This window comes from Ramlibacter sp. (genome assembly GCF_035655895.1).
Classification (GTDB): Bacteria; Pseudomonadota; Gammaproteobacteria; order Burkholderiales; family Burkholderiaceae_C; genus Ramlibacter.
On the sequence record NZ_DASRTN010000011.1, the window covers coordinates 363341 to 388947 of the forward strand.

18 protein-coding genes are annotated in these 25607 nt (G+C 69.1%); 7 read left to right on the plus strand and 11 right to left on the minus strand.

The window, feature by feature from the left end:
* Window positions 1-45 precede the first annotated feature (45 nt).
* Both cysE and VFE82_RS14110 read right to left on the minus strand, forming a co-directional pair.
* Window positions 46-765, minus strand: a complete 720-nt coding sequence (gene cysE, locus VFE82_RS14105) for a serine O-acetyltransferase (RefSeq protein ID WP_325000948.1) — start codon at window positions 763-765, stop codon at window positions 46-48.
* Window positions 766-798: 33 nt separating this feature from the next.
* The gene (locus tag VFE82_RS14110; protein ID WP_325000949.1) at window positions 799-1524 is read right to left on the minus strand and encodes an RNA methyltransferase; all 726 of its coding nucleotides are present in this window, start codon (window positions 1522-1524) and stop codon (window positions 799-801) included.
* A gap of 90 nt (window positions 1525-1614) precedes the next feature.
* Between VFE82_RS14110 and VFE82_RS14115 the strand changes: the two genes are divergently transcribed.
* Window positions 1615-2544 carry an inositol monophosphatase family protein gene (locus VFE82_RS14115; protein ID WP_325000950.1) on the plus strand — a complete coding sequence of 310 codons (930 nt, stop codon included), beginning with the start codon at window positions 1615-1617 and terminating at the stop codon, window positions 2542-2544.
* A gap of 1 nt (window position 2545) precedes the next feature.
* Window positions 2546-3736 (plus strand): mechanosensitive ion channel family protein, encoded by a 1191-nt coding sequence (locus VFE82_RS14120; RefSeq protein WP_325000951.1) that lies wholly within the window; start codon window positions 2546-2548, stop codon window positions 3734-3736.
* Window positions 3737-3760: 24 nt separating this feature from the next.
* Here the strand turns inward: VFE82_RS14120 and VFE82_RS14125 are convergent, their stop codons facing one another.
* The 5 genes from VFE82_RS14125 to VFE82_RS14145 form a co-directional block, all read right to left on the minus strand.
* Window positions 3761-4075, minus strand: a complete 315-nt coding sequence (locus VFE82_RS14125) for a hypothetical protein (RefSeq protein WP_325000952.1) — start codon at window positions 4073-4075, stop codon at window positions 3761-3763.
* Window positions 4076-4612: 537 nt separating this feature from the next.
* Window positions 4613-5155: a GNAT family N-acetyltransferase gene (locus VFE82_RS14130; protein ID WP_325000953.1), complete on the minus strand. Its 543-nt coding sequence runs from the start codon at window positions 5153-5155 to the stop codon at window positions 4613-4615.
* Window positions 5156-5161: 6 nt separating this feature from the next.
* Entirely contained in the window at window positions 5162-5359 is a 198-nt protein-coding gene (locus tag VFE82_RS14135) for a hypothetical protein (protein ID WP_325000954.1), read from the minus strand.
* Window positions 5360-6076: 717 nt separating this feature from the next.
* Complete coding sequence (locus VFE82_RS14140; protein WP_325000955.1) at window positions 6077-11476, minus strand: AAA family ATPase; 5400 nt, start codon at window positions 11474-11476, stop codon at window positions 6077-6079.
* Between the two features lie 2117 nt (window positions 11477-13593).
* The gene (locus VFE82_RS14145; protein ID WP_325000956.1) at window positions 13594-14523 is read right to left on the minus strand and encodes an integrase family protein; all 930 of its coding nucleotides are present in this window, start codon (window positions 14521-14523) and stop codon (window positions 13594-13596) included.
* Between the two features lie 227 nt (window positions 14524-14750).
* Between VFE82_RS14145 and mutS the strand changes: the two genes are divergently transcribed.
* From mutS to VFE82_RS14165, 4 genes are all read left to right on the plus strand, one after another.
* Window positions 14751-17309 carry a DNA mismatch repair protein MutS gene (gene mutS, locus VFE82_RS14150; RefSeq protein WP_325000957.1) on the plus strand — a complete coding sequence of 853 codons (2559 nt, stop codon included), beginning with the start codon at window positions 14751-14753 and terminating at the stop codon, window positions 17307-17309.
* A 40-nt stretch (window positions 17310-17349) separates the two neighbouring features.
* Window positions 17350-18177 carry a proteasome-type protease gene (locus VFE82_RS14155; protein WP_325000958.1) on the plus strand — a complete coding sequence of 276 codons (828 nt, stop codon included), beginning with the start codon at window positions 17350-17352 and terminating at the stop codon, window positions 18175-18177.
* Between the two features lie 91 nt (window positions 18178-18268).
* The gene (locus tag VFE82_RS14160; RefSeq protein WP_325000959.1) at window positions 18269-19081 is read left to right on the plus strand and encodes an alpha/beta hydrolase; all 813 of its coding nucleotides are present in this window, start codon (window positions 18269-18271) and stop codon (window positions 19079-19081) included.
* Window positions 19082-19188: 107 nt separating this feature from the next.
* A complete protein-coding gene (locus tag VFE82_RS14165; protein ID WP_325000960.1) occupies window positions 19189-19950 on the plus strand; it encodes an alpha/beta hydrolase in 762 nt (253 codons plus the stop codon).
* 409 nt (window positions 19951-20359) lie between these two features.
* Here the strand turns inward: VFE82_RS14165 and VFE82_RS14170 are convergent, their stop codons facing one another.
* The 4 genes from VFE82_RS14170 to VFE82_RS14185 form a co-directional block, all read right to left on the minus strand.
* Window positions 20360-21184 (minus strand): undecaprenyl-diphosphate phosphatase, encoded by an 825-nt coding sequence (locus VFE82_RS14170; RefSeq protein WP_325000961.1) that lies wholly within the window; start codon window positions 21182-21184, stop codon window positions 20360-20362.
* A gap of 146 nt (window positions 21185-21330) precedes the next feature.
* A complete protein-coding gene (locus VFE82_RS14175; protein WP_325000962.1) occupies window positions 21331-22080 on the minus strand; it encodes an aspartate/glutamate racemase family protein in 750 nt (249 codons plus the stop codon).
* Window positions 22073-23530, minus strand: a complete 1458-nt coding sequence (locus VFE82_RS14180; RefSeq protein WP_325000963.1) for a D-aminoacylase — start codon at window positions 23528-23530, stop codon at window positions 22073-22075. The genes VFE82_RS14175 and VFE82_RS14180 overlap by 8 nt, the downstream gene beginning before the upstream one ends.
* Window positions 23531-23533: 3 nt before the next feature.
* Entirely contained in the window at window positions 23534-24520 is a 987-nt protein-coding gene (locus VFE82_RS14185; protein ID WP_325000964.1) for a tripartite tricarboxylate transporter substrate binding protein, read from the minus strand.
* A gap of 119 nt (window positions 24521-24639) precedes the next feature.
* Between VFE82_RS14185 and VFE82_RS14190 the strand changes: the two genes are divergently transcribed.
* Entirely contained in the window at window positions 24640-25593 is a 954-nt protein-coding gene (locus VFE82_RS14190) for a LysR family transcriptional regulator (RefSeq protein WP_325000965.1), read from the plus strand.
* Window positions 25594-25607 lie beyond the last annotated feature (14 nt).

Below are 25607 nucleotides of genomic sequence, written 5' to 3' on the forward strand. Positions count from 1 at the left end.
CGGTGCCGCAGGCGCAAGACGGGCGATGCCCGCTCCGCGCGCGCCTCAGTCGCGCAGCGCGGTCACTTCCTCGCTGGTCGCCGCTGCGTCGCCACGGCGGGCACCCAGACGTTCCAGTGCCTGCCACAGCTGCGCGATCTGGTGTTCCTGGGAGGCGGCGCTGTCGACCAGCCCCTTGAGCGCCTGCGACACCGGATCGTCGGCCCGCGTGACGCCGTAGGCCGGGAACGCCGCGCCGTCCCGCTGGTCGTCGGCGCGGATGATGCGCGCGGGGATGCCCACCGCGGTCGCGCCGGCCGGCACGGGCTTGGTGACGACCGCATTCGAGCCGATCGCCGCGCCATCACCCACCGTGAAGCCGCCCAGCACCTTGGCGCCGGCGCCCACCACCACGTTGCGCCCCAGGGTCGGGTGCCGCTTGGCCCCGCGCGTGAGCGAGGTGCCGCCCAGCGTCACGCCCTGGTAGATGGTGCAGCCGTCCCCGATTTCGGCCGTCTCCCCGATCACGACGCCCATGCCGTGGTCGATGAACACGCCGTCGCCGATGCGCGCCCCGGGATGGATCTCGATCCCGGTGAGCCAGCGCGAGACCTGCGACAGGAAGCGTCCCGGCCAGCGCAGCCCGCGCACCCAGCACCAGTGCGCCGCCCGGTGCATCACCAGCGCATGCAGGCCGGGGTAGCAGGTCACCACCTCCCACCTGCTGCGGGCGGCAGGATCGCGCGCGAGGATGCACTGGATGTCGGAACGCAGCCGCTGGAACATGACTGGCGGTTGGAAGCTTCTGGGCCAGCCAGTCTAAGACTTCGCCTTCGAGGCTGCCTGCACCATGGCCTTGGCGACACCACGCAGGATGTGGATTTCCTCGGGGGTCGGTTGCGCGCGGTTGAACAACTGGTTCAGCCGGGGCATCAGCTTCTTGGGCGCCGCGGGGTCCAGGAATCCGATCTCCACCAGCGCGCGTTCCCAGTGTTCCAGCATGCCGGCGAGCGCCTGCGCGTCGGCGGGGTCGGCCTGCCGCGCGGCGGCGCTGACCGGATAGGCCCCCAGTGCCTGCCGCCACTCGTAGGCCACCAGTTGCACCGCCGCGGCCAGGTTGAGCGAGCCGTAGCCCGGCGCCGTCGGGATGGTCAGCGCCACATGGCAGCGGTACACGTCCTCGTTGCGCATGCCGAAGCGCTCGGACCCGAACAGGAAGGCGACACCCCGCGACCGTCCCGCCAGCAGGGGCAGGTGCTCGCGCGGCGCCGCCGTGGGCGGGCCGAAGTCGCGCGGCGTCATCGCGGTGGCGCACAGCGTGTCGACGCCGTCCAGCGCCTCGTCGAGCGTGGCGACGAGGCGTGCCTTCTCCAGCACGTCGGTGGCGCCGCTGGCCCGGTCGACCGCCTCCTGCCGGGTGAGCACGTCGGCCCAGCGCGGTGCGACCAGCACGAGGTCGTCGAAGCCCATCACCTTCATGGCTCGGGCGGTGGCGCCCACGTTGCCGGCATGGCTGGTGCCGATCAGGATGAAACGGGTCTTCACAGCGGGAAAAGTAGAATCGGGCTATTGTCGCTGTCCGCATCGCCGGCCGGCCCCACCCGCACCTCGCCGGTGCCCGCTCTTGAACAATCCATGCCGTCCAATCTGCACCCCATGCTCAACGTGGCCGTGAAGGCCGCCCGCGCCGCCGGCGCGATCATCAACCGGGCCGCGCTCGACGTCGAGTCGGTGCGCATCTCGCAAAAGCAGGTCAACGACTTCGTCACCGAGATCGACCACGCCAGCGAAGCCGCCATCATCGAGACGCTGCTCACCGCCTATCCCGACCATGCCATCTGGGCCGAGGAGTCGGGCCAGCAGCACGGCAAGCAGGGCTCCGACTTCGTCTGGATCATCGATCCCCTGGACGGCACCACCAACTTCATCCACGGCTTCCCGGTCTATTGCGTCAGCATCGCGCTGTCGGTCAAGGGCCGCATCGAGCAGGCCGTGATCTACGACCCTACCCGCAACGACCTGTTCACCGCCACCCGCGGCCGTGGCGCCTACATGAACGAGCGGCGCATCCGGGTGTCCAAGCGCACCGACCTGCGGCAGTGCCTGGTGGCCACCGGCTTTCCCTTCCGCCCAGGCGACAACTTCAACCTCTACCTGCGCATGATGGCCGAGGTGATGCAGCGCACCGCCGGCCTGCGCCGCCCGGGCGCCGCCGCGCTGGACCTGGCCTATGTCGCGGCCGGCTTCACCGACGGCTTCTTCGAGACCGGCCTGTCTCCCTGGGACGTGGCCGCGGGCTCGCTGCTGGTCACCGAAGCGGGCGGCCTGATCGGCAACTTCACCGGCGAATCCGACTTCCTCGAGCAGAAGGAATGCGTCGCGGGCAACCCGCGCGTCTACGGCCAGCTGGTCGGCATGCTGGGCAAGTACAGCAAGTTCGCGACCGCCGGCGAGAAGGCCTCGGTGCGCCAGGCGCAGGACCTGGTGCCGCCCGAGACCACACCCAGCGCGGACACGCAGGACAGCGACGCGACCGACGACGCCACCGACGGCAGCCCGCGCTGACATGACCGCGGTGCTGGCCGACCTGCTGCAGCAGGATCCGTGGATGGCCACGGCCACGCTGGCCCTGGTCGCGGTGGTCGCAGCGCTGCTGGCGCACCGCATCCTGGGTTCGCTGCTGCGGCGCGCGACGCGCGGCGCGCCGATCCTGAACACCGTGCTGGCCAACATCGAGCGTCCGGCCGGCGCCGCGATGCCGCTGCTGGCGCTGCAGCTCGTCTGGCAGGTGGCGCCCAACACGCTCCACCTGATCGACAACGTGCGGCACGTCAACGGCCTGCTGCTGATCGCCGCCATGACCTGGCTGGCGATGTCGGCCATCCGTGGCGTGGCGATGGGCGTGATCGCCCGGCATCCGGTGGACGTCGAGGACAACATCCAGGCGCGCCGCATCCAGACCCAGGCCCGCGTGCTGGCGCGCAGCGCCATGATCGTGGTGCTGATCGCCGGCGCGGCGATGGCGCTCATGACCTTCCCGGGCGCGCGCCAGGTGGGCGCCAGCCTGCTGGCCTCGGCGGGGGTGCTGGGCATCGTGGGCGGCCTGGCCGCGCGGCCGGTGTTCAGCAACCTGATCGCCGGCCTCCAGCTCGCGCTGGCGCAGCCGCTGCGGCTGGACGACGTGCTGATCATCAACGGCGAATGGGGCCGGGTCGAGGAGATCACCGGCAGCTACGTGGTGATGCGCCTGTGGGACGAGCGGCGCCTGATCGTGCCGCTGCAGTGGTTCATCGAGAACCCGTTCCAGAACTGGACGCGGTCGAGCGCGCAGATCCACCAGTCGGTGATCCTGTACGTGGACTTCACCACGCCGCTCGACGTGCTGCGGGCCGAGGTGCGGCGCGTGGTGGAAGCCGCGCCGGAATGGGACAAGCGCACGGCGCAGCTGGTGGTCGTGGATGCGACCGAGCAGTCGATGAAGCTGCGGGTGCTGGTGTCCGCGCGGGCCGCGGGGCCGGCGTTCGACCTGGGCTGCAAGGTGCGCGAGGCGCTGTTCACGCTGCTGGCCCGCGACCATCCGCACTGCCTGCCGAACCTGCGCCAGATCAACATCGACGATCCGCGGGGCGCCGACCAGCGGGCGGCGGCCAGGAGCGACGGCTCGCCGGGCGCAGCGACCCAGCTGGCCCAGGGGCCTGGCGGCGACGGACCGCGTGCCTCGCAGGGACGCGATCCGCGCGCCGACGTCCGCAGCTGAGCGCCGGCCGCGGCGGCTGCGGGCTCAGCTCGCGCCGTCGTCCCAGGCCAGCGAGGGCCCGCGCGGGGGATGGCGGCGGAAGGTCGAGACGTAGAGCTGTCCGAAGAACAACACCACGTTCATCTTCTGGATGGCTTCGCGCTGCAGCCGCCACGCATGCTGCAGCTGCGACGGATGGATGCCGGTGCCGATGGCGTCGACCATCTCGAGCCGGGCGGCGGCCGCCGACTCCTGGGCCCGGGCGGCGGCACGGCTCGCGGCGCCGCAGATCACCCGCAGGTAGCCGATCTGGTGCGCAGGCACCATGACGAAGTCGCCCTTGTGGTTCTGGCCGGACATGCTGCTCTCCCTGCGCATTCGGTGCGTGGGGATCATGGTCGCAATGGTCGGGCCACCCACCTGTAGGACACCCGCCACGGGGCGTGTGGGCGACCGCCAGGCGGACGGTGGGCACCCGCGGGGGCGGCACCGGCGCCACCCCCGATAATCGGCGCCTTCATGAGCAGTCCCGCGTCCGCCGAGCCGTCCGACTTCAGCGCCCACACGCCGATGATGGCGGGGCGTGTTCCCCTTGGACATTGTCGGCCCCGCCTCGAAAGTTACGCCAAATCCCACGCCGCTCGCTGCATACGCATGAGGGCGCTGGGATCGCGTTGGGACTGGTAACTAGAGGAGAGAGGGGGATAGGTCTGCTAGCGGTAGGACTGAGCCGCAACGGCTGAGCCGGGCCCTGCCAGCGACTGTGCCGGCTCAGAGTCCGATCCACCTCATGGCGGAACGTACCCTGGTCGCGCCGGTACCACTGCAGCGCGTGCCGCGCTCAATTCGTGATTCTGACACCCCGCTGAGCTGGCAGCCAGGGCTCGCTCACCGTGCCTACTCGTCGGTCAGGCGATGCAGGTCAACAAACATAAGCGTCGTGGCACCCTCACCGTCGGGGACCTGACCAATGGCCGAGAAGCCCTTCTTTCGGTAGAAGGCAACGGACTGCGGCTTCGCGTCCAGGATCAAGAAGCGGCACCCGGCGTTCGGCATGATCTGGTCTCGCGCGATCGACATGATGAAGTCCACCAGCATGCTGCCCATCCCCCCGCCCTGGAGCCGGGAGTCAACCGCAAGCCGTGCAAGGCGAAGGGCGGGGAAATCTCCGTACGGAAATTCCGCCTCCCCCTCAGGCGCTTGGACGTCAGTCACCTTCACCTGGGTACAGAGGATGGTCGCATACGCCACCACGCGCGTCTGGCCCTCCTCCACCACGACGAACGTCCTGGCGAGGTTTGCCTTGTGATAGCGCTTGGCCTGACCCTTCAGGAACGCCTTCAGCGGCGCAAAGGCTGCATCGCCCAGCCTCAGCGCGTTGCAGCCGTCGTCAGGGTGGATGAGCCGGATGGCGTAACGCGGCGCTGCAGCGGTTGCCACAACGAGTTACTTAGCGCTCGTCGACTTCTTGAGAGTGAAGGTCGCCACGCCCTTGCGGGCGAAGACCGTCGTCATATGCCGACCGTTCTTGGCGGCAGCAGAGGCAGCCTTGTTACCCCGACCGTGCGTGATCTTCCGGGCAAAAGCTTCTGCTTCCTGCCCAGTGACCTTCGCTGCGCCGAGATATGTGCTGTTGACTGCCATGATTAGTGATGCTGCGTGCGTACCTACACATACACACGTGGTGCGGCGAGTTTACTGATTCAAGTGCGCGCTTGCGTTTTTTTCGTGTGTTTTTCGCGTGTTTTTTGTGGTTTTTTCGTTGCGCCGTTATACGGCACTGCTTTTCGCGCCAGTTTTCTGACTCCGTTTTTTGGTGGGAAGTTCAGTCCGACGTTGGTTCAGACGTGTGGCTGCAATGTTTCGGCGCCGCTCCGCCTCGGCAGCCCGCTCGCGCCGCACGGCGATCTCGTCGAAGGCGGCCCGGCCCTGGGCCGGCATCATTGGCCGCTCTTCCAGCACCTCTCCAGCCGAACGATGATGCGCCGTGCCCTCCGCGCTCGAACAGCGCCAGGTCCATCGTCACAGACCACTGGGCGGCCTGTGACGTGGCGGGAGTCACGAGCATCACGCGCCCCCCATCCAGCGCTGGACAAGCGCGTCGAAGCTGGGCACCAACGGTTCGCGCTCCCCGACTTTCGCGTCGCGCGCCGAAACCTGGCGCTTCATCTGCTCGACGCGTGCGACGCGTTCGTCCAGCCGGTGAAGATGTTGCTGGGGACGGTGCAGCGCTTTGCCGGTCCACTGAGGTGGTGTGATCGAACCATAGTCACATTGGCACCACGTAACTCGCCGCGACGTGGCGAGGGCTCGTGACCGCAAGTCACTGCAAGCGTCCTTGATCTTGCCCAGTAGCCACGTTTACAGCGCATGGGAGCCCACACCGTCTTCGCGCGGCGGAAGTCGTACGCCGCGAAAAGCTTCCATCTGCTGTAGCGCTGCGCTGCGACGGTCGCCGAGATCTACCAGGGCATCCAAGACATGCAGCAGCTTTCTAGCGAGTTCCGTCGGCAGCGGAAGGTGGCGGGCAGCATGGGCCTGCACCAGCCCCGCGAGCGCGGCTGGTATGGCGGTGCCTCGCCACCCTTCGGGCAGACGACCATGCCGCAGTTGCGCGAGGACTTGGTCGGCGAACGTCTCCACGGGGTACGCGCTGCCAGCGCGCTCGCACAGGGTCACGTACTGGGTCGCGACGAAGGGAATCCAGCCACCCTGACGAACCAGCTTGTCCACAAGCGGCAGCACTTGCGGCAGGTCGTCCCAGCGGCCGTTCGCGAACCTAGTGGCCGCGTTCGCACCGTCGATCGCTACCCATAGGAAGGCCTTGATCAGTTCGGGCATGTCGTAGCCACTTATGCTGCCATCGCTGTAGGCGGAGCGGCGGAAGTCGCGGTGGTCAAGCACTCGATCCAGAACCATCTCCAGCACGCCCAGCACATTGGGGTCCAGGCACGGGGCATCCAGCACGCCCGAGGCCGCGAGATCACCGGTGAGTGGACCGAGCAGCCGCATCGCCACCTCGTCGGGCTGGCCCAGGATGGGGCCAAGCAGCCGCTCGCGGAATTCCGATGCCGGAAGCCGCTCCGCCACACGCGCAAGGGACCGGCCCAATTGGCGCAACCAATGGAATAGCTCGCCGCCGTTCCACGGCCTGCCGTGGCGCCCATCGGCGCGCCACACCGGGTTGACGCTGTCCAGTGTCCATGCGACAAATCCTTCCAGGACTTCGAGGTACCGGCCCCGCGCTGGGCTTTGCATAACGGCCGTGGCGGGAACGCGCTGCAGAACTGAAGCCGCGAAGTCACTGAGCCAGACGTCCTCAGACCGGCGCCACCCGCTTTCGTCGGGCTGCTTAGGCTCATCGTCTGCCTCCGTCGCCACCCGGGTCCAGGACGGCAGGGGCTGCACCCAAGGGGGAAATTCCTCTGGCGCGGACAACTCGCGCATCGTCTCGCCCAGGGCGAGCATCCTGCGATCGTCTTCCATGCGGGCACGGTCTGAAGCGCTCAGCCGGTGGTCCGCTGTCGTTCGCCGGTGCTGCGCTAGGCGCAGCCCGAGATTGAAGCCGCACCAGGCGAACCGCGCATCCTGCTCCCAGCAGGCTGCGATGCCCTCCAGCGCTTTCAGCGCGACGGCCTCCTGCGGGTGGACCACCAACCGGTACAGCGCCGCCCGATCGTCCGCTTGCTCACGGCCACTCCGAATGCTGGCCGCCAGCGCTCGTGCGACGAAGAGCTTCGGGTGCCAGGGATTGCGCGACTTGGTAGAAAGGTCGTCCGCGGGGGAGTCGACTTGGTCGCGGTAGACCTCGACGGTATTGCGGGCCCACCCAGCATATCCAGCTGATCCGTCGAAGCACAACACGACCGCAGCGGTGCCGGCGATGCAAGCATGGGCCACAGCATGGTCCGGCATCAGCGAAGCAGCTGTTCCCGCAGCGACCGCGGCAGCCATCGCCTTAGCTCGCTCAACGGCTTCGGCTGCGGCTAACCCTGGTGCCAATGCGCCTGCCTCGAAACACTTCTGCACCCAAAGCCACAGCTCCGCTTCGCGGGCGATTTCCTCGGAGTGCTGTCGCGCCGCCAGAATTTCCGGAGCGGCATGCCGCGCGCTGCGCATCTCGATGCCAACCACGTCCGTGCGGCCGTGGACGGGAACCTTGACATAGTTCTCCTGGTGCCCAAACTCGGCCCACAACTCCGCATCGCGGCGCATCCTCGCCAATTGCGCTTCGCTGGGCGCCGACTCCACGTATTCGAGCTCCAGCTCGAAGGGAAAACGGTCCAGCGCGGCTCGACACGCCGAACGCAGCCCCTTGTCTGGTGCCAGTGCGAAAAGTTGCACCAGCCATCGGATGTCCAGGCTCCGCTCCTGAATCCCATTGGCTTCGACTACGGCCTTGCGGTGCTCATCGTCGCTCGTGAATCCGATGAGATTGGCCGACTGCAGCTGCCGCTCCTGCAGGCTGCGGTCTAGATCCAGGCGCCAGAGCCGGTGACTGCTCACCAGCGGTAGGCTCACCGCCGACACCTCCCGCGCCCGAAGGGCGATGAGCACCGCGATGTTCAGCACTGCGAGACTAGTGTGGCCTTCCACCAGCTCTTGCAAGATCTCACCTGCGGGGCGGCCCGCCGCCAGCTGCTGGAGAGCCGAGTGCTCCAGGGCCATCATCGCGCACTCCAGCACTTGGGGGCCTCCGTGGCCACGCGACCAAGCGTAGTGCTGAGGCGCGCCCCAGAACTCCTGACGCCCCCATGGGAACTCCAACACCAGCGGCAGGGGGGTGCCGTAGCGGCCGCTGTGCCGGTGCAGCTGGCGCCAGGCCAACACCGCGTGGTTGGCGAGGTCGCGCACAAGTGTCCGGCCGACTGCGGGCGCGTGCGCCAGAAGCGCATTGAAGGGCTCACGCAGCGGCGACGCCGGAAAGTAGCCCTGAAATTCGGCGCCTATCGACAGCCGGTCCCAGTCGTGATCCGAGAAAGACCTGGACGACCTCATCGAGAACGGAAGGTGGTCCAGCGCGCGTTGTTCGTGCCGGGTGCGCTCCGCCTCCGGCTTGGCCCGGAGGGCGGCGATACGGGACGCTAGCTCCCGCGACTCGCGCCGCTCCCGGGCCTGCTGATCGTCCGGCAGCTCGTTCAGGAAACTCCGGCGGGCAACTTGGGCCAGCAGTTCGGGGTGTGTCTGCGACAGCAGCGCCGCGTGGCCCATCACCTCGCGGAAGGCGGATTCCTGCAGGCGTTTGATCGTCTCGATCTTGACCAAGTAGGCGCGGACCACGTCCGGAAAGGCACGTGCGGCGCGCAGCACTATAGCCCGCAGTTCCGAATCGACGCCGCCCGGCACCCGGGGCGCAAGTTCGGCTGGCTCAGCGTCGTCCGCGGGCCGCCACGGGGGGGACTGGTGGGCGTCCTCGATCGCGTGCAGCCAACTAGCGCACTGCTCCACGATCCGGCGTGAGAGCGGGTGCGGCAAGTCCATCAGCGGGACCTGCCAGGTCTGGAACAACGCCACCAGCTCGCGCAGGCAGGGGTCGGGGATGTCGTCGATGTGGTCGAGCGCCCAGGTGAGCAGGCGCTCCCAGGCGCCGAAGTCTGATGGCCACCCGAGCAGGTCGGCGATCCGGATGCGCTCGGCCGGTGCCAAGTTCCCGCCCAACTGGCCGGACAGCACATGGGGATTGGGTGTGGTCTTCTCGGCACGCATCCACACCAGCAGCTTCCCCAGCAGCCGGTGATTGTCGGCCGCGAGCGTTGCCGTCAATGCATCGGTATGACCGCTGAAATCCGTCGTGAATACTGGGGCGATGAGCCAGGCCCGCAACCATTGCGGCCGCAGGGCGGGCGCTTCCAGCGCCTTCAAGTGCTGTCCCCATTCTTCAGGATCGACGTAGGTGTCCTGGGAAAGCAGTTCCACGGTGCGACCCAGCGCGGGCGGCTCGCCGGCGTCGGTCAAGACGCGGATCCAGTGCTCACGTTCGTCGAGCAGCAGATGCAGGAGCGACCACTCGAAGAAGATGTCGTGCGCAAACTGCACCGTCAGACCGCTTCGGACCTGGTGCACCAACCCATCCTGCTGCAGCGCCGGCAGGGCGGCCTGCGTCGCGGGAGACAGCATTCGGATTCGCACGTCGCGGCCAAGTTCGCGCACGCTGCGCTGCGCGAGTTCAATCAAGGCCTGTTGCCGCGCCAGAACCTGGGTGTCCGGCGCGTCGTAGCCGCCGCGCGCCCACCACGCCCGTACCAGGTCCAGTTCGGAGCGCGGCGCGAAGCCCGCGGGGTAGCCGGCGAGGCCGCGGGCCAGGACGGATGCGAAGAAAGGCCTGCGCGCGAGGGCCCTCACCCGGTCGTCGCCGCCGATCAACAACGGCCGCAGCGCGGGCAGGCGCGCGACCAGACCCGCGGCTTCATCGTTAGACAAGTCCTTGACGTCGACGTAACCGACGCCGCTGCCCGCGATCAACGCCGGGGGCACCCAGTTGCGCAGCGGTTCAATGCCAGCGTCCCGTGCGGTCGCGACGATCCGCCAGGAGGCCAAGGCCGGACTGCCCAGGATTTGGCCCAAAAGGTCCGTGACCACCGCGCGCTGTTGAGGGGCAATGCGGTCCAAGCCGTCGATGAACAGCACCGCGTGACCGGTGGCCGCGACCTCGATCAGCAGCGGCTCGATGGCCACGGTCGAGAGACCCATGGCGACGGCGTTCTCGCCCCAGCTGCGGCCGGACAGCCGGTTCGCCGTCAAGAACAGAGTGGTGCCGTCGGCGGAGCAGCGCTCCAGCAGGTCTCGCAGCAGCACGGTCTTGCCGGTACCCGGCAAGCCCTTGATCAGCGTCAGCCGGTGCCGCTCCATTTGCGTCGCAAGTGCGGCGCGCAGGTCGGTCCGATCCACGTGGGTGCCGCCGATGTCATGGGCCTGCTGCGCCAGCCAATGGCGACTGCTCTCGCGCAACACCTGCAGATCAGCGGTGAGCGCGGGCGCGCCAGCGAAGCGGTAGCCGGCCGGCAAGCGCCGCAGCAACGAGGCACGGCTGAACTCTTCCCTGCGGCCCGCGCCATCGCGCGAGATCTGCCGCAAGTGGTCCCACAGGTCCTGCGCGCGCGCGTGCTGCCCGGGCGCCAACGCCCGTTGCAGGGAGGCCAGCGCGGAGGCCGCGGTAGTCGAGCCCTCGTGCATCAGGTCGAACTTGATGATGACCAGATGCGACAACAGCCGATGCAGGGCGTCATCCTGCAGCGGCCCGGTGTCTACCACCGCGCACTGGCGAACTGCGTGGACGATCGCCTGGTGCGCCTGCGATGCACCACCACCATTGCTGAACCGCTGGAAGAAGGATGCTGGCGACTCGGATGCCCGTGCCCATTCGCACACCGTGGTGAACTGCCGGTGGCTATCGTCGGACATCGTGCCAACGGCCGCGCCAACCCGGTCCAGATGTTCCCGAAAGTCTTGCTTTTGCAGCGTCCGCCAACTCCGCTGGATCACTTCCCGGAAGTCAGTGTTGCTCGCGGCGTCCGACGCCGTCAGCGATCGCTTGACCTGCAGCGACAGGCGCATGGTCGTTTGGTCAGCGGACGCGACCGCATCGACGATCACGTCATCCAGCGGCTCACCGGCGTCCCCTTGCTGCTGCGCCACGCGCTGCACCACCCTAGCGTCGAGGCCCGGCGCAGTCGTGCCGCTGACGAGGGCCGCAAGGTAACAGCCCGCGACAGCATCTTCGAAGGTGAATCCGGCGCCGCCGGTGAGTTCGGGCGATGGCATGTGAACGTAACGTCAGCTCAAACCCATCATAGGGCGCGCTCGGCGGCAAATCCGCGAAGCGCGTCCATCAACCCGAACGGCAGCAGTCGAGCACTGATCAGGGTTCCGAGCCGAGCTGTGCAGGAAGCGGCCCCCTTAACGACCGGGCTAGTCGCATACCGCTGCGCTCGCCAAATCCCTGTCGGGCGCTGTTGCACAAACGCGATCGCACTTTGAGCTGTATGCTTGAACAGTGTTCACCAAAATACCAGCTGATCAGGCTAGCCACGCTCGTGCGCTGAGTACCCAGGGCTGGCGACCGCACGAGAGGCTGCAGCCTGGCGACGTACTGGCCGTAGTCCGCCAGCGCGATACCCTGCAGCATGTGGACGTCTGCACTTGGCAGGTGATGCACCTGATGGCCGATGTTCCTCTGAGGGGCGAGGTGCAGGCCGGCTCCGGTGATACGAGCCCAGCCCGGGATAGATCCTCCACCATCCCCACCCCTGGTCGACAATGGCATTCTGGCCTTGATCGGCGGGGCCATAGTTGGGCGCGGCGCCATGAAGCTACCGACGCCTGGACTGGCTGAGGCGGGCGAGCCGCGGCGTTCTATCGTCATTGACGTGCCCGGCCAAGGCGCGGTCCGCATCACCTTCGAACTGCGGCAGCACCGTCGCGGCCGCAGCAGGCACTGGTCATGGGCCGCCGTGCGGGCCGACGCCGCCTGACCTAAGAAAAAGGGCCCCCGCGGCGGTGCCGGAGGGCCTAGGGCTGCGCGAAGGGGGAGAAGGTGCGCAGCGAAAGCAGTGTCGCGCCCGACGCAAGCACCGCCTCCCCAGCCTTGCGGGCGTAGGACCGATGCGGCGGTCTGATCTGAGTCCGCCGTAGCTTCGCCGCTGCGTCCGTAAGGCTAGCCCTACGCACGCGCGCCGCCTGCCGAAGCCGTCGGTCTCTTGAACAAAGGTGTTTAGTGCAGACACGGCCAGCCTTGACAACCGACTTGCCAGCTCTGTGCTGCTCGCTCGGAGGGAGCTGGCACGTCGCTCAGCAAGGACTCGCCCGGGCCCCAGCCCGGGCTCAAACGGCGGCCGCCAGGCCGGCGTGAAGCCGCGAAGCGGTGGGTCGCGACAGCGGCCCACCTCGGGACCGCCCACGGTCCCGAGGCGCGGGGGCGCCGCACTGCACGCAACGCAGACCGAAGGTCGGAGTGGCCCGCGCCCCAGCGCGGGGCGGCTGTGGGGGGGCGGAGCCACGGCCGCGGCAGCGGCCGGGTCCCCGCCGCGGTGGCTGTCGACGTCCGTGCAGGACGCGACAGCCACATCGGGGCGGGGACCCGGCCGCGAAGCGGCAGGCCGCGCAAGCAAGGGGCCGGCCGTCCAGGCCGGAGACGACCCCGCCCCGCCCTAGCGGGGTCGCCGCTTGGCGGCGAGTCGTCGGTACCCTGGCGTCATCGGTCCAACTAGGTGGAGGCCTACACCCTGGCATGTAGCTGGTACGTAGCGGGGCATGTGATGAGCAGGGTGCTCACGCACCTGATCGAGGCGCTAGACGGTGCATCTCAACGCCATCTGTAGCCATGCGACCACCGTGCCCCCGCGACTATCTCCAACACCAGACGCCCAGAGAAAGGGCGGAGGAAAAAGCGCGACTGGTTTGCGCGTGGCTCGCCATCATGGGCCACAGTACTGAGCCGATCTTGCGAACTCTCCTCGCGATCAAAGCCAAGGGGGTCTGCGCTCGTCTCCAGCGCGCAGGCCTGGTCCGCAAAGTGTCTGTTCCCCTTGCAAGCGTAGCAGTTTGGGCACTGACCGCCCTCGGAGTGCGAGTGGCGGAAACGGCGCTGGCTAGGCCCGTCAAGTACCTCACCCATCCCGAGCGCCTAACGCTCTCACTGCTAACCCATGAGATCGCAGTACAGCACGAGGCGCTCGCACGGTTGCCGACTGACCTGGCGGGCCTCCGCCGCATTCGAGCTGACCGCGAGCTGCGGAGCATGAACAGTCTTGCCAGGCCAGACCTTCTGGTGCGCCAAGTTGATCAAGACGGCATCGAAACCACTGCTTGCATCGAGGTGGAGATCAACACGAAAAGCGACCGGGAGCTCAGGGCCAAGATGCGCGCGATCATGACCTTGATCACCCCGCGCACGCTTTGGCTTCGGCAGCTCTCCCCATCAGCGGCACTCGCAGGTCCGTCGCCAGGGGGCGACGGGAGTTCTTCGTCTTGTGCTTAGGGATAGTCCACCACAGCTCTCCCTGCTCATCGCAGACTTCTTGCCTTTCCATCGAGACGATCTCGGAACCACGTGTGCACGTCCACAGGTACATGGTCAACACATCGTGAACAAGCTTGCTGAAATTCGGCAGCCAAGCTATGAGCTTCCCGACCTCGGAGTCGTTCAAGAAGCGCTTGTCGACCCCCACGTGTTTGCCTGAGATCTTCTTGCCCTGGCTCTTCATCTTGCCTCGCAAGACGACTCGCCACCAGTTCGTCGCATTAACAAGTCGGCCTGCATCCAGAGCACGATCCCACGCTGCACCTAGTTCGCCACGCAGCTGCCCTGCAACGACAGGGGCGCGCTTGGCCACGCTGTCTAGTAAGTCAAACGCTTGCGCGCGGGTGACCGTGGCAGCGGGCTGCTCCTCGATCGGTCCCAGCAGAGTAGTGAGCAGCCGCTCCATCTCGGCAGCGCCTTTGGGTTTGCGGTTATGCCGGAGGTGCCCATCGACGTACTCGCGCACTAGGTCGCGCACGCGGTAGACCGCATCCGCTTCATCAATCGTATCCTGCTCAGTAGTGCGCTGCTGGCGGCGTTCCGTTGCGGGACAGCGGCCAGCATCGCGTTGCTGACGCAAGTCCGCCCAATCCACCTCGGCCTTCGCTGGCGACATGGCGGGCCAGTGCCCGATGCGAACCTGCTTCATGCGGGCTGTGACTGGCGACTTGTATCGGTAGATCCACGTCCGCCTACTGGCGGACACTTCAAGGCGAAGCCCCGGACAACCCTCAAAGGTAAGATGCGCGCCGACCTGGAGCAGCTTTGCGGCACGGGCGTCAAAGTTCATTTTTCTAGTTCACTGGCGTAGGTTTTTGAGAGCCCGCCGCGTAACTTCCGCGCAGGACTTCCGGAATCCTACGCCACGGCCGCAAGTGCAATGCAGTGCAATGAAGTTTCCTGCACAGCTCGAAACCTACGCCTCGGCGAGAAATCTCTTTTCAGACCGCCAACTTAGAAGCGTCACCCTTGGAAACCCCAGAGCCCACAAAGACAAAGGATTCTGCTCACACGCCCATGATGGCGCAGTACCTGGCCATCAAGTCGCAGCATCCGCACACGCTGGTGTTCTACCGGATGGGGGACTTCTACGAGCTGTTCTTCGCGGACGCCGAGAAGGCCGCGCGGCTGCTGGACATCACCCTCACCCGGCGCGGCCAGTCGGCCGGCCAGCCGGTGGTCATGGCCGGCGTGCCGTTCCATTCGGTCGAGGGCTACCTCGCCCGCCTGATCCGCCTGGGCGAATCGGTCGCCATCTGCGAGCAGGTCGGCGACGTCGGCGCCAGCAAGGGTCCGGTGGAGCGCAAGGTGGTGCGCGTCGTCACGCCCGGCACCCTGACCGACAGCGAGCTGCTGGCCGACAAGAGCGAGGCGGTGCTGCTGTCCGTGCACCAGGGCTCGCGCCACCGCTGCGGCCTGGCCTGGCTGAGCGTGACCCAGGGGGCGCTGCAGCTGGCCGAATGTGCCGGCGACGAACTCGAGGCCTGGGTGGCGCGCATCGCGCCCAGCGAGTTGCTCTACGGCGCCGACGTCACCGCCGCGTTCACGCAGCGCCTGCAGGCCCTGCGCTTTTCCACCCGGGTCTCGCTCACCGAGCGCCCGGCCTTCCAGTTCGACGCCGGCCTGGGCCTGCGCAAGCTGCTGGAGCAGCTGAACGCCGCGACGCTCACCGCCTGGGGCGCCGACGAGCTGGTGCACGCGCACGCGGCGGCCGCTGCGCTGCTGAGCTACGCGGAGCACACCCAGGGCCGGGCCCTGTCGCACGTGCAGAGCCTGCAGGTCCAGCGCGACGACGAGCTGATCGACCTGCCCATCACCACCCGCCGCAACCTCGAGCTGGTGCAGACGCTGCGCGGCGAGGACGCGCCAACCCTGTTCTCGCTGCTGGACACCTGCATGACCGGCATGGGCAGCCGGCTCCTGAAGTGCTGGCTGCTGGAGCCGCGCCGCGATCGCAGCCAGGCGACGCAGCGGCTGGACGCCATCGACGCGCTGCGCGGCGGCGCCTTCCAGCGGCTGCGCGCCGAGCTCAAAGGCACCAGCGACGTGGAGCGCATCACGGCGCGCACCGCCCTGCGGCAGGTGCGCCCGCGGGAACTGGTGGGGCTGCGCCAGTCGCTCGAGAAGGCCCGCCTCCTGGCCGGCGGGCTGGAAGCGTCGACCGAGCTGCTGGCACGCCTGCGCGACGACCTCGTGCCGCCGGCCGGTTGCGCCGACCTGCTGGCACGCGCGCTGATGGAGGAGCCCGCCGCGCTGGTGCGCGACGGCGGCGTGATCGCCGCGGGCCACGACGCCGAACTCGACGAGCTGCGCGCCATCCAGGACAACGCCGATGGCTTCCTGCTGGAGCTGGAGGCGCGCGAACGCGCCCGCACCGGCATCGCCAACCTGCGCGTGCAGTTCAACCGGGTGCACGGCTTCTACATCGAGGTGACGCAGGGCCAGCTGGACAAGGTGCCCGACGACTACCGGCGCCGCCAGACCCTCAAGAACGCCGAGCGCTTCATCACGCCCGAACTCAAGGCGTTCGAGGACAAGGCGCTGTCGGCGCAGGAGCGGGCGCTGGCGCGCGAGAAATGGCTGTACGAGCAGCTGCTGGACACGCTGCAACCGCACGTGCCCACGCTCACCCGGCTGGCCCGCGCCCTGGCGTCGGTCGACGCGCTGTGCGCCCTGGCCGAGCGCTCCCTGACGCTCGGCTGGTGCCGGCCCCAGTTCACCCGTGAGCCGGGCATCGACATCGCGCAGGGCCGCCACCCGGTGGTCGAGGCCCGGCTGGCCGAGACCTCGGGCGGCGCCTTCATCGCCAACGACTGCCGGCTCGGCCCGAAGCAGCGCATGCAGGTGATCACCGGTCCCAACATGGGCGGCAAGAGCACCTACATGCGGCAGGTCGCGCTCATCTGCCTGCTGGCCGCCATGGGCTCGTACGTGCCGGCGGCCGCCTGCCGGCTGGGACCGATGGACGCGATCCACACGCGCATCGGCGCAGCCGACGACCTGGCGAACGCCCAGTCCACCTTCATGCTGGAGATGACCGAGGCGGCCCAGATCCTGCACGCCGCCACGGCCCACAGCCTGGTGCTGATGGACGAGATCGGCCGCGGCACCTCCACGTTCGACGGCCTGGCGCTGGCGTCCGGCATCGCCGCCCACCTGCACGACCGCACCCAGGCCTACACCCTGTTCGCCACCCACTACTTCGAGCTGACCGAATTCCCGGCCCGGCACCACGCCGCGGTGAACGTGCACGTGAGCGCCACCGAGGCGGGCAGCGACATCGTCTTCCTGCACGAGATCCAGCCGGGGCCGGCCAGCCGCAGCTACGGCATCCAGGTGGCCCGGCTGGCCGGGATGCCGGCGGCCGTGGTGCGCCATGCCCAGCATGCGCTGGGGGCGCTCGAGCAGCAGCAGGAACTGGCGCGCGAGCAGGTCGACCTGTTCGCGCCGCCGCCCGAGCCCGTCGCGCCGGTGGCCAGCCCGGTCGAAGCCGCACTGGCCGCCCTCGACCCGGATACCATGAGTCCCCGCGAGGCGCTCGACGCGCTGTACGCGCTGAAGAAGAAACTTCCATGAACCGAGCCTGCCCCCCCACCGGCGCTTGTGGAGCCCAGCCATGACCTACTGCGTCGGCATCAAGCTCAACGCGGGCCTGGTGTTCCTGTCCGACTCGCGCACCAACGCCGGCGTCGACCACATCAGCACCTTCCGCAAGATGATCGTGTACGAGCGGCCGAACGACCGCTTCATGGTGCTGCTGACCGCTGGCAACCTGTCGATCTCGCAGTCGGTGCGCGAGATCCTGCAGGTCGAGCAGCTCAAGGACCCCGACGGCGGCGAGCCCATCACGATCTGGAACGCCCGCAGCATGTTCGACGCCGCCCGCGTGCTGGGCCAGGCGGTGCGGCGGGTGTTCGACCGCGACGCCGACGCGCTCAAGGACGCCGGCGTCGAGTTCAACATCTCGCTGATCTTCGGCGGCCAGATCCGCGGCGAAGGCATGCGGCTGTTCTCGGTGTACTCGGCCGGCAACTTCATCGAGGCCACGCCCGAGACGCCCTACTTCCAGATCGGCGAATCCAAGTACGGCAAGCCCGTGCTCGACCGGGTCATCACCCCGGACACGCCGCTGGACGAGGCCGCCAAGTGCGCGTTGGTGTCGATGGACTCGACCATGAAGTCCAACCTGTCGGTCGGCCCGCCGCTGGACCTGGCCGTGTACGAGGCCGACCGCTTCCAGACCGACCGGCTGGTCTGCATCGACATGGCCAATCCGTACTACCGGATGCTGCACTCCAGCTGGGGCCAAAAGCTGCGCGAGGTGTTCGACAGCCTGGAAGACCCGGTCTGGGACGACGCCCACACCGACACGCCGCTGAAGGTCGCCGGCGCGCACCACAAGCCGCTGAAGAAGCTCACGCGGCCCGACGAGAAGCTGATCTGAGCGCGCGGCGCTCCGCTGGCTGACACCGCCGGGCCGCGGCGCGCGGGCCGCCCACCCGTCCTGCCCCGAACCCGAGCGGCCTTCCTCCCCCATGTCCCTCATCGTCTTTTCCCACGCCAACAGCTTTCCAGCCGCCACCTACGGCGTGCTGTTCCGGCAGCTGCGTTCGCGCGGCTTCACCGTCAAGGCGGTCGACAAGTTCGGCCATGACGAGCGCTTCCCGGTCACCAACAACTGGCCGCACCTGATCCAGCAGCTGCACGAGTTCGCCCAGCGCGAGGTCGACAAGGCCGGGGAGCCGGCCTTCCTGGTCGGCCATTCGCTGGGCGGGTTCCTCAGCATCCTGTGCGCGGCGCGGCACCCCGAGGTGGCCCGCGGCGTGCTGCTGCTGGACTCGCCGCTGCTGGGCGGCTGGAAGGCCACCGCGCTGGGCGCAGCCAAGCGGACCCAGCTGGTGGGTTCGGTCTCCCCGGGCCGCATCAGCCGGCAGCGCAAGAACCGCTGGCCCTCGCGCGAGGCGGCCTTCGAGCACTTCCGGCACAAGAAGGCCTTTGCGCGCTGGGACGAGCAGGTGCTGCACGACTACGTGAACCTCTGCATGGACGATGCCGATGGGGAGCGGGTGCTCGGTTTCGACCGCGAGGTCGAGACGGCCATCTACAACACGCTGCCGCACAACATGGAACGCGTGCTGCGGGCGCATCCGCTGTTCTGTCCGGCGGCCTTCATCGGCGGCTGCCAGTCCGAGGAGTTGCGGCAGGTCGGGCTGGCGATGACCAAGAAGGTCACCGAGGGCCGGCTCATGATGCTGGACGGCAGCCACCTGTTCCCGATGGAAAAGCCGGTGGCCACCGCCGCGGCGATCGAGGCGGCGCTGCGGTCGATGGCGCAAGACGCCCCCTAGGTAGTCGCGCGCAGGAGGCACGCCCGGCCACGGGCTTGCCGCCGTCCTACAGCAGCGCCTGCCCGTGCCCCACAGTTGCGGATGGGCCCGGACCGCACAGTGGCGGCATGGCGACCACTGCTTCCCTCCGCCCCGCCCACCAGGCCCCGCCGCTGGGGCTCCTGGCGGTGGAGCCGCTGCGGGCGCTGCTCGATCTCTGTGCCGGGCGGTTCTGGGCGCCCGCCGAGCCGGTGGGCGACGGCCATCCGGTGGTCGTGTTCCCCGGGCTCGGCGGCGCGCCTTTCACCACCTCGCACCTGCGGCGGTACCTGGACGATGCCGGCTTCAGCGCACATTGCTGGGGGCGTGGCATCAACACCGGTCCGGACGGGCAGTTCGACCGCTGGCTGGACGGACTGGACTACGACCTGCGCCGTCGCCACGCCGACAGCGGACGCAAGGTCAGCCTGGTCGGCTGGAGCCTGGGCGGCATCTATGCGCGCGAGCTCGCCCGGCGGTCGCCGGACTGCGTGCGCCAGGTGATCACGCTGGGCACCCCGTTCGCTGCGCTGCCCGGTGCGACGCACGCCGAGGCGCTCTACCGCATGCTCAACGGCGACGTGGCGCAATTGCCCCGCGGGATCCGGGAGCGGCTGCGGCGCTGCCCGCCGGTGCCGACGACCTCGGTCTACAGCAAGAGCGACGGCGTGGTCTGCTGGCGCAGCTGCCTCGAGCGCCGCTCGGCCCGCTCGGAAAGCATCGAAGTCACGGCCAGCCATCTCGGGATGGCCAGCCACCCCGACGTGCTGCGCATCGTGGTCGACCGGCTGGCGCAGCCGGAAGACGACTGGCGTCCGTTGCACGCTGGTGCGAGCCGCCAGGGCGCCTGAAGCGCGGCCAGGACAGGAAGGGCTGCCGCCGCAGCCCCGTGCTGGAACGCAGCGCGTTCGCGTGGTCGCGGCGCCGCGCTCACTCCGACGACGGCCGGCCGTCCCCCGCAGGTCGCCGGCTGCGACGGCCGCGGAAGTCCTCGCTGCGCAGCTTGTCCAGAGCCGTCGCGGCGCCCTCGCCCCAATTGGTGGCGTCCCCGGCCGGTGCCTGGCCGGCGCGCGACGCCGGCACGGTGGGGGCCGCTGGTCTGCTGTCGGACGTGCCTTGCTCGTGCTGCTGATCCATGTCGTGTCGCTGCGCAGCCTGGGGCTGCGTGCTGGAAGGATCATCGCCGCCGCGCCCTGCGCAAACTGTCGGGCTTCAACACCCGCCCCGGGTAGGACGGCGCGCCGTGCTCGGCGCCCGCGATCAGCCGTGCCAGTCGACCCAGCCCATCGAGGACGTCAGGAGCACCACCACGCCGAAGGCGATGCGGTACCAGGCGAACGGCACGAAGCTGTGGCTGGAGATGTAGCGCAGCAGCCAGCGCACGCAAGCCCAGGCGCTGAGGAAGGAGAACAGCAGCCCCACCGCGAACAGCGGCAGGTCCTGGGCCGTGAGCAGTGCCCGCTCCTTGTAGAGGCTGTAGGCCCCGGCGCCGATCAGCGTGGGGATCGCGAGGTAGAACGAGAAGTCGGTCGCGGCCCGGCGCGACAGCCCCAGCAGCATGCCGCCGATGATGGTGGCGCCGCTGCGGCTGGTGCCCGGCACCATCGCCAGGCACTGGACCAGGCCGACCTTGAGCGCGTCCCACGGCGTCATCTGATCGACGTCCTCGATGCGCACCGCCACCTGCTGCCGGCGCTCGGCCCACAGGATCACCACGCCGCCCACGATGAAGGTGGTGGCCACGACGGCCGCGTTGAACAGGTTGGCCTTGATGGCCTTGCCGAGCAGCAGCCCGAGGACCACCGCAGGCAGGAAGGCGATCAGCACGTTGACCGCAAAGCGCTGGGCCTGGCGCTGAGTCGGCAGCGCGACCACCGTGGCGCGGATCTTCTGCCAGTAGACGATGATGACGGCGAGGATGGCGCCGGTCTGGATCGCGATCTCGAAGACCTTGCCCTTCTCGTCGTTCATGCCGAGCAGGGTGCCGGCCAGGATGAGGTGGCCGGTGCTGGAGATCGGCAGGAACTCGGTGAGCCCCTCCACCACCCCCATGATCGCGGCCTTGACCAGCAGGACGACATCCACGCGCGCTCCTTCGAGACAAAACCGCGGATTATCCGTGCCACAAGGTGCGCCCCGCCGCCACTGTGGCCCATCCGGGCCAGCGCGTCAGGCAGGCGCCAGCAGGAACCGGCGTCGGCGACCGCCGGCCTGGGCGCACCTGCGCCAGGTCAGGCCGGCGACGCCGACGGCTGCTGCCACTTGGCCGTTTCAGCCCGGCGGCGGTGCGCGAGCGCCGCGCGCGCCAGGGCGTCGATCGAATCGGTCAGCACGCAGCCGAACGCCGCGCGCCGCTCGTGCGGCACGGCCAGCGGCAACTCCGTGCACCCCAGCACCACTGCCCTGGCGCCGCGCGCCTGCAGGCTGCGGATGCAGGCGGCGGCCGGCGCGAAGGCCTCCTGCGGCCGGTTGCCCTTGACCGCCGCGATCGCCTGGACGCATTGCGCCAACCCGACCTCGTCAGGGCACAGGACGCTGTACCCGCAAGCTTCCAGGGGGCCCTGGTAGAGGCCCTGCTGGAGCGTCGCCGGTGTGCCCATCAGGCCGATGGGACCCTGCGCGCCCAGCGCCTGGAGGTCGTCGCAGACCGCCTGGACGATGTGCAGCAGCGGCACCCGGGTGCGCAGGGCCATCTGCTCGTACCAGAAATGCGCCGTGTTGCAGGGGATCGCGATCAGCGTCGCGCCCGCGCGTTCCAGCAGCTGCAGGCCGGCGACCATCGCTTCCAGCGGGTCGTCGCCCTGGCCCAGGCGGGCCGAGGAGCGATCAGGCACGCGCGGGTCGTTGCACAGCAGGGTGGGCACGTGGTCCTGGTCGCGCTGCGCGTCGGTCAGCGCCACCAGCCGGGCGGCGAAGACCGCCCCCGCCAGCGGGCCCATGCCGCCCAGGACGCCCAGCAGGCCGTCGCCCGCGTCAGCCATGGTGCGCGCCGCGCTGGAGCACTTCGCCGGGCGTGGCGCCAGTGGGCCGCAGGCCATCCCAGACGCACTGCCCGTTGACGAACACCCGCTCCATGCCGTGGCTGGCCTGGATCGGCTGCTCGAACGTCGCCCGGTCGGTCACGTGCTGCGGATCGAAGACCACCAGGTCGGCCTTCAGGCCGGGCGCGACCAGTCCGCGGTCGCCCACACCGTAGTGCCTGGCCGCCAGCCCCGTCATCTTGTGCACCGCTGCTTCGAGCGACAGCACGCCGCGCTCGCGCACCAGCGTGCGCAGCACGTTGGTGAAGGTGCCCCACTGCCGCGGATGCGGATGGCGGTCGAACGGCAGGCCGTCCGAGCCGACCATCCCGAGCGGATGCGTGATGATCCGCTCGACGTCCTTCGGGTCCATCAGGAAGTAGATGGCGCCGGCCGGCGACAGCCGCGCCAGGGTCTGCTCGTCGTCCAGGCCGAGCTCGCGCTGGATGTCGGCGAAGTCGCGGCCTTCGGCCTGCGGGTCGCCACTCGACCAGGTGATCAGCGTGCGGCTCGCGATGCGCACGCGGTCCAGCCGCAGCATGGTCGAGGTCGCCGGATACGGATGGCAATCCAGGCACACCGGCTGCAGCCGCGCGGCACGGTCCAGCAGCGCCAGGGTCTCGGCCGAGCGTCCATGGTTGCGGCCGCCGGCCAGCTTGTGGTGCGAGAACACGACCAGGCAGTCGAGGGCCCGGCCGATCTCCAGCGCTTCCTCCATCGCCGGCACGATCCGGTCGGCCTCGTCGCGCAGGTGGGTGGCGTACAGGCCGCCGCGCTCGCGCATCGGCTGGCCGACCTGGATGATCTCCTCGGTGGGCGCATGGGCAGCCGGCGGATAGAAGGTGCCGGTCGACATGCCGAAGGCGCCGGCGTCCAGTGCCTCGTCCAGCAGGTCCTGCATCCGCTCGATCTCCTCCTGCGAGGCGGCCCGCTGGGTGTCGGCCATCGCGGCCACGCGCAGGGTGGTGTGGCCCACCAGCGGGATCACGTTGACGGCGGCGGGCGACGCGCGCAGCGCCTGCATCCAGGCGCCGAAGGTCGGGAAGCGGAACAGCGAGGGCGGCCCCAGCAGGTCCAGCGGCTGGGGCAGCTGCTCGCGCACCAGCGGTGCCAGGCTGATGCCGCAGTTGCCGGTCACCACCGTGGTGATGCCTTGCGAGACCTTCGGCGTCATGTCCGGATGCGCCAGCAGGTAGCCGTCGTCGTGCGTGTGCGAGTCGATGAAGCCGGGGGCGACCACGCGGCCGCCGATGTCCATGGTCCGCTCGGCCGACAGCGTGCCCGGCGCGCCCACGGCGGCGATGCGGTCGTCCTCGACCAGCACGTCGGCCCGGCGCGGCGCGGCCCCGGTGCCGTCGACCACGAGGCCGCCGGCCAGCAGCAGGCGACCGGTGCTTGCAATGCCGGCCATCGTTCAGTCGAGCTTCTCGATCCTGGCCGCCTCGACGATCCCGGCCCAGCGGGTGGTCTCGCGGTCGATCATCTGCTTGAACTGCTCGGGCGTGCCGCCGGCGGGCACCGCGCCCAGGCGGGCCAGGCCTTCCCGCACGGCCGGCGCTTTCAGCGCCGTCTGCACGGCGGCATTGAGCTGGTCGACCACCGCCTTGGGCGTGTTCTTCGGCGCGACGATGCCGCCCCAGGCCACGGTCTGGTAGCCCTTGAGGCCGGACTCGTCCAGTGTCGGCACGTTCGGCAGCAGCGCAAGGCGCTGCAGGCTGGTGACGCCGAGTGCGCGCACCTTGCCGGAGGTCACCAGCGGCACGACCTCGGAGCTGTTGGCGAACAGGAAGTCGGTGCGGCCGCCCAGCAGGTCCTGCAGCGCGGCGGGGCCGCCGTTGTACGGCACGTACAGCACGTCGATCTTCGCCATCGAGCGGAACACCTCGCCGCTCATGTGCCCCGTCGTGCCGACGCCGGGAGCGCCGAACGACAGCTTGCCCGGGTTCTTGCGCGCCGCCTCGATCAGCGCGCCGGCGCTCCGGTACGGCGACTCGGCCCGCACGATCAGCACGTTGTACAGGTCGAAGGCGTGCGCCACGGGCACCAAGTCGCGGTCGACGTCGTACGGCAGCTTCTTGAACAGGGCCCGGTTCACCGCCAGCGTGTTCACGTTGCCATAGCCGATGGTGTAGCCGTCGGCCGGCTTGTTGATGATCTGCAGCAGGCCGATGTTGCCCGCCGCGCCGGGCTTGTTGTCCACCACGACCGGCGTCTTGAGGATGTTCGCGAGCTCGTTGGTGATCACGCGCGACAGCACGTCGGGCGAACCGCCGGCGGCCGACGGCACGACGAAGTTGATCGGGCGCTCCGGCCAGTCGGCCAGGGCCGCCGGAGCGACAGCGCAAAGGGAAGCTGCCGCCGCGGCGGCGAGCCACGAAGCGAGTGTCGGGGGAAAGCGCATGGGGGATCCTGGTCGGGATGGTGGAAGCGGCTTTCAGAATAGCCATGCAAGCCCGACCGTTCCCATACATTAATGTGCGCTGGCAATAAGCGGCCGTTATGGCCGAAGGTGGATTCGACTTGGAAGAAGACTGGCTGGCCGCCGGCGGCGATGGCGGCGTGGAGCCGCGGCGCAGCCTCAACCTGCGGCAGATCGAGGTGTTCCGCGCCATCATGCTGGCCGGCTCGGTCAGCGGTGCGGGCCGGATGCTGCACGTCTCGCAGCCGGCCATCAGCAGGATGCTGGCCCTCACCGAAGACCGGCTCGGATTCAAGCTGTTCGAGCGGCAGCGCACCCGCCTGCTGCCCACGCCCGAGGCGCGCCGCCTGTTCGCCGAAGTCGAAGGCCTCTACCGGGGCGTGGAGCGCGTCAACGACCTGGCGCGCAACCTGGCGCGCAGTGGCGCCGGCAGCCTGCGCATCGCCACCAGCGCCAGCTACGGCGAGCGCCTGGTGCCCATGGCGCTGCAGGGCCTGGTACAGCGCCACCCGGGTCTGCACCTGTCCTGCCGCAACGTCACCTACGACGAACTGGCGGCGCGGTTCCTCACCGGCGAGGCTGACGTCGCCATCACCATGCAGGCACCGGACCATCCCAACCTGAAGGCCACCGAACTGGGTCGCGACCCGTTGGTCTGCCTGCTGCCGGCCACCCACCCGCTGGCGCTGCGCACGGTGGTGCGGCCGCAGGACCTGCGCGAGGTGTCCTGGACCGGCTACCCGACCGCCGCGCCGCTGGGCCGGGTGCTGGTGGACTGGATGGGCGAGGCGCTGGCGGCATCGGCGGCGATCGAGGTGCACTCGCCGGTGACGGCCATCGCCTTCGCCCAGCACGCGCTGGGGGCGGCGCTGGTCGTGCAGTGGAGCCTGCCGGCGGTGCTGCCCCCGGGCATGGTGCTGCGGCCGCTCGAGCCGGCCGCCTCGGTCGGCGTCTGGGCCGTCACCTCGCGGCTGGAACCCATGTCGGTCATGGCCCGGCGCTTCCTCGGCGCGGTGGGCACCGTCCTGCGCCGGACCCCGACCCATCGAATTTAGGCAGGGGGGCATAA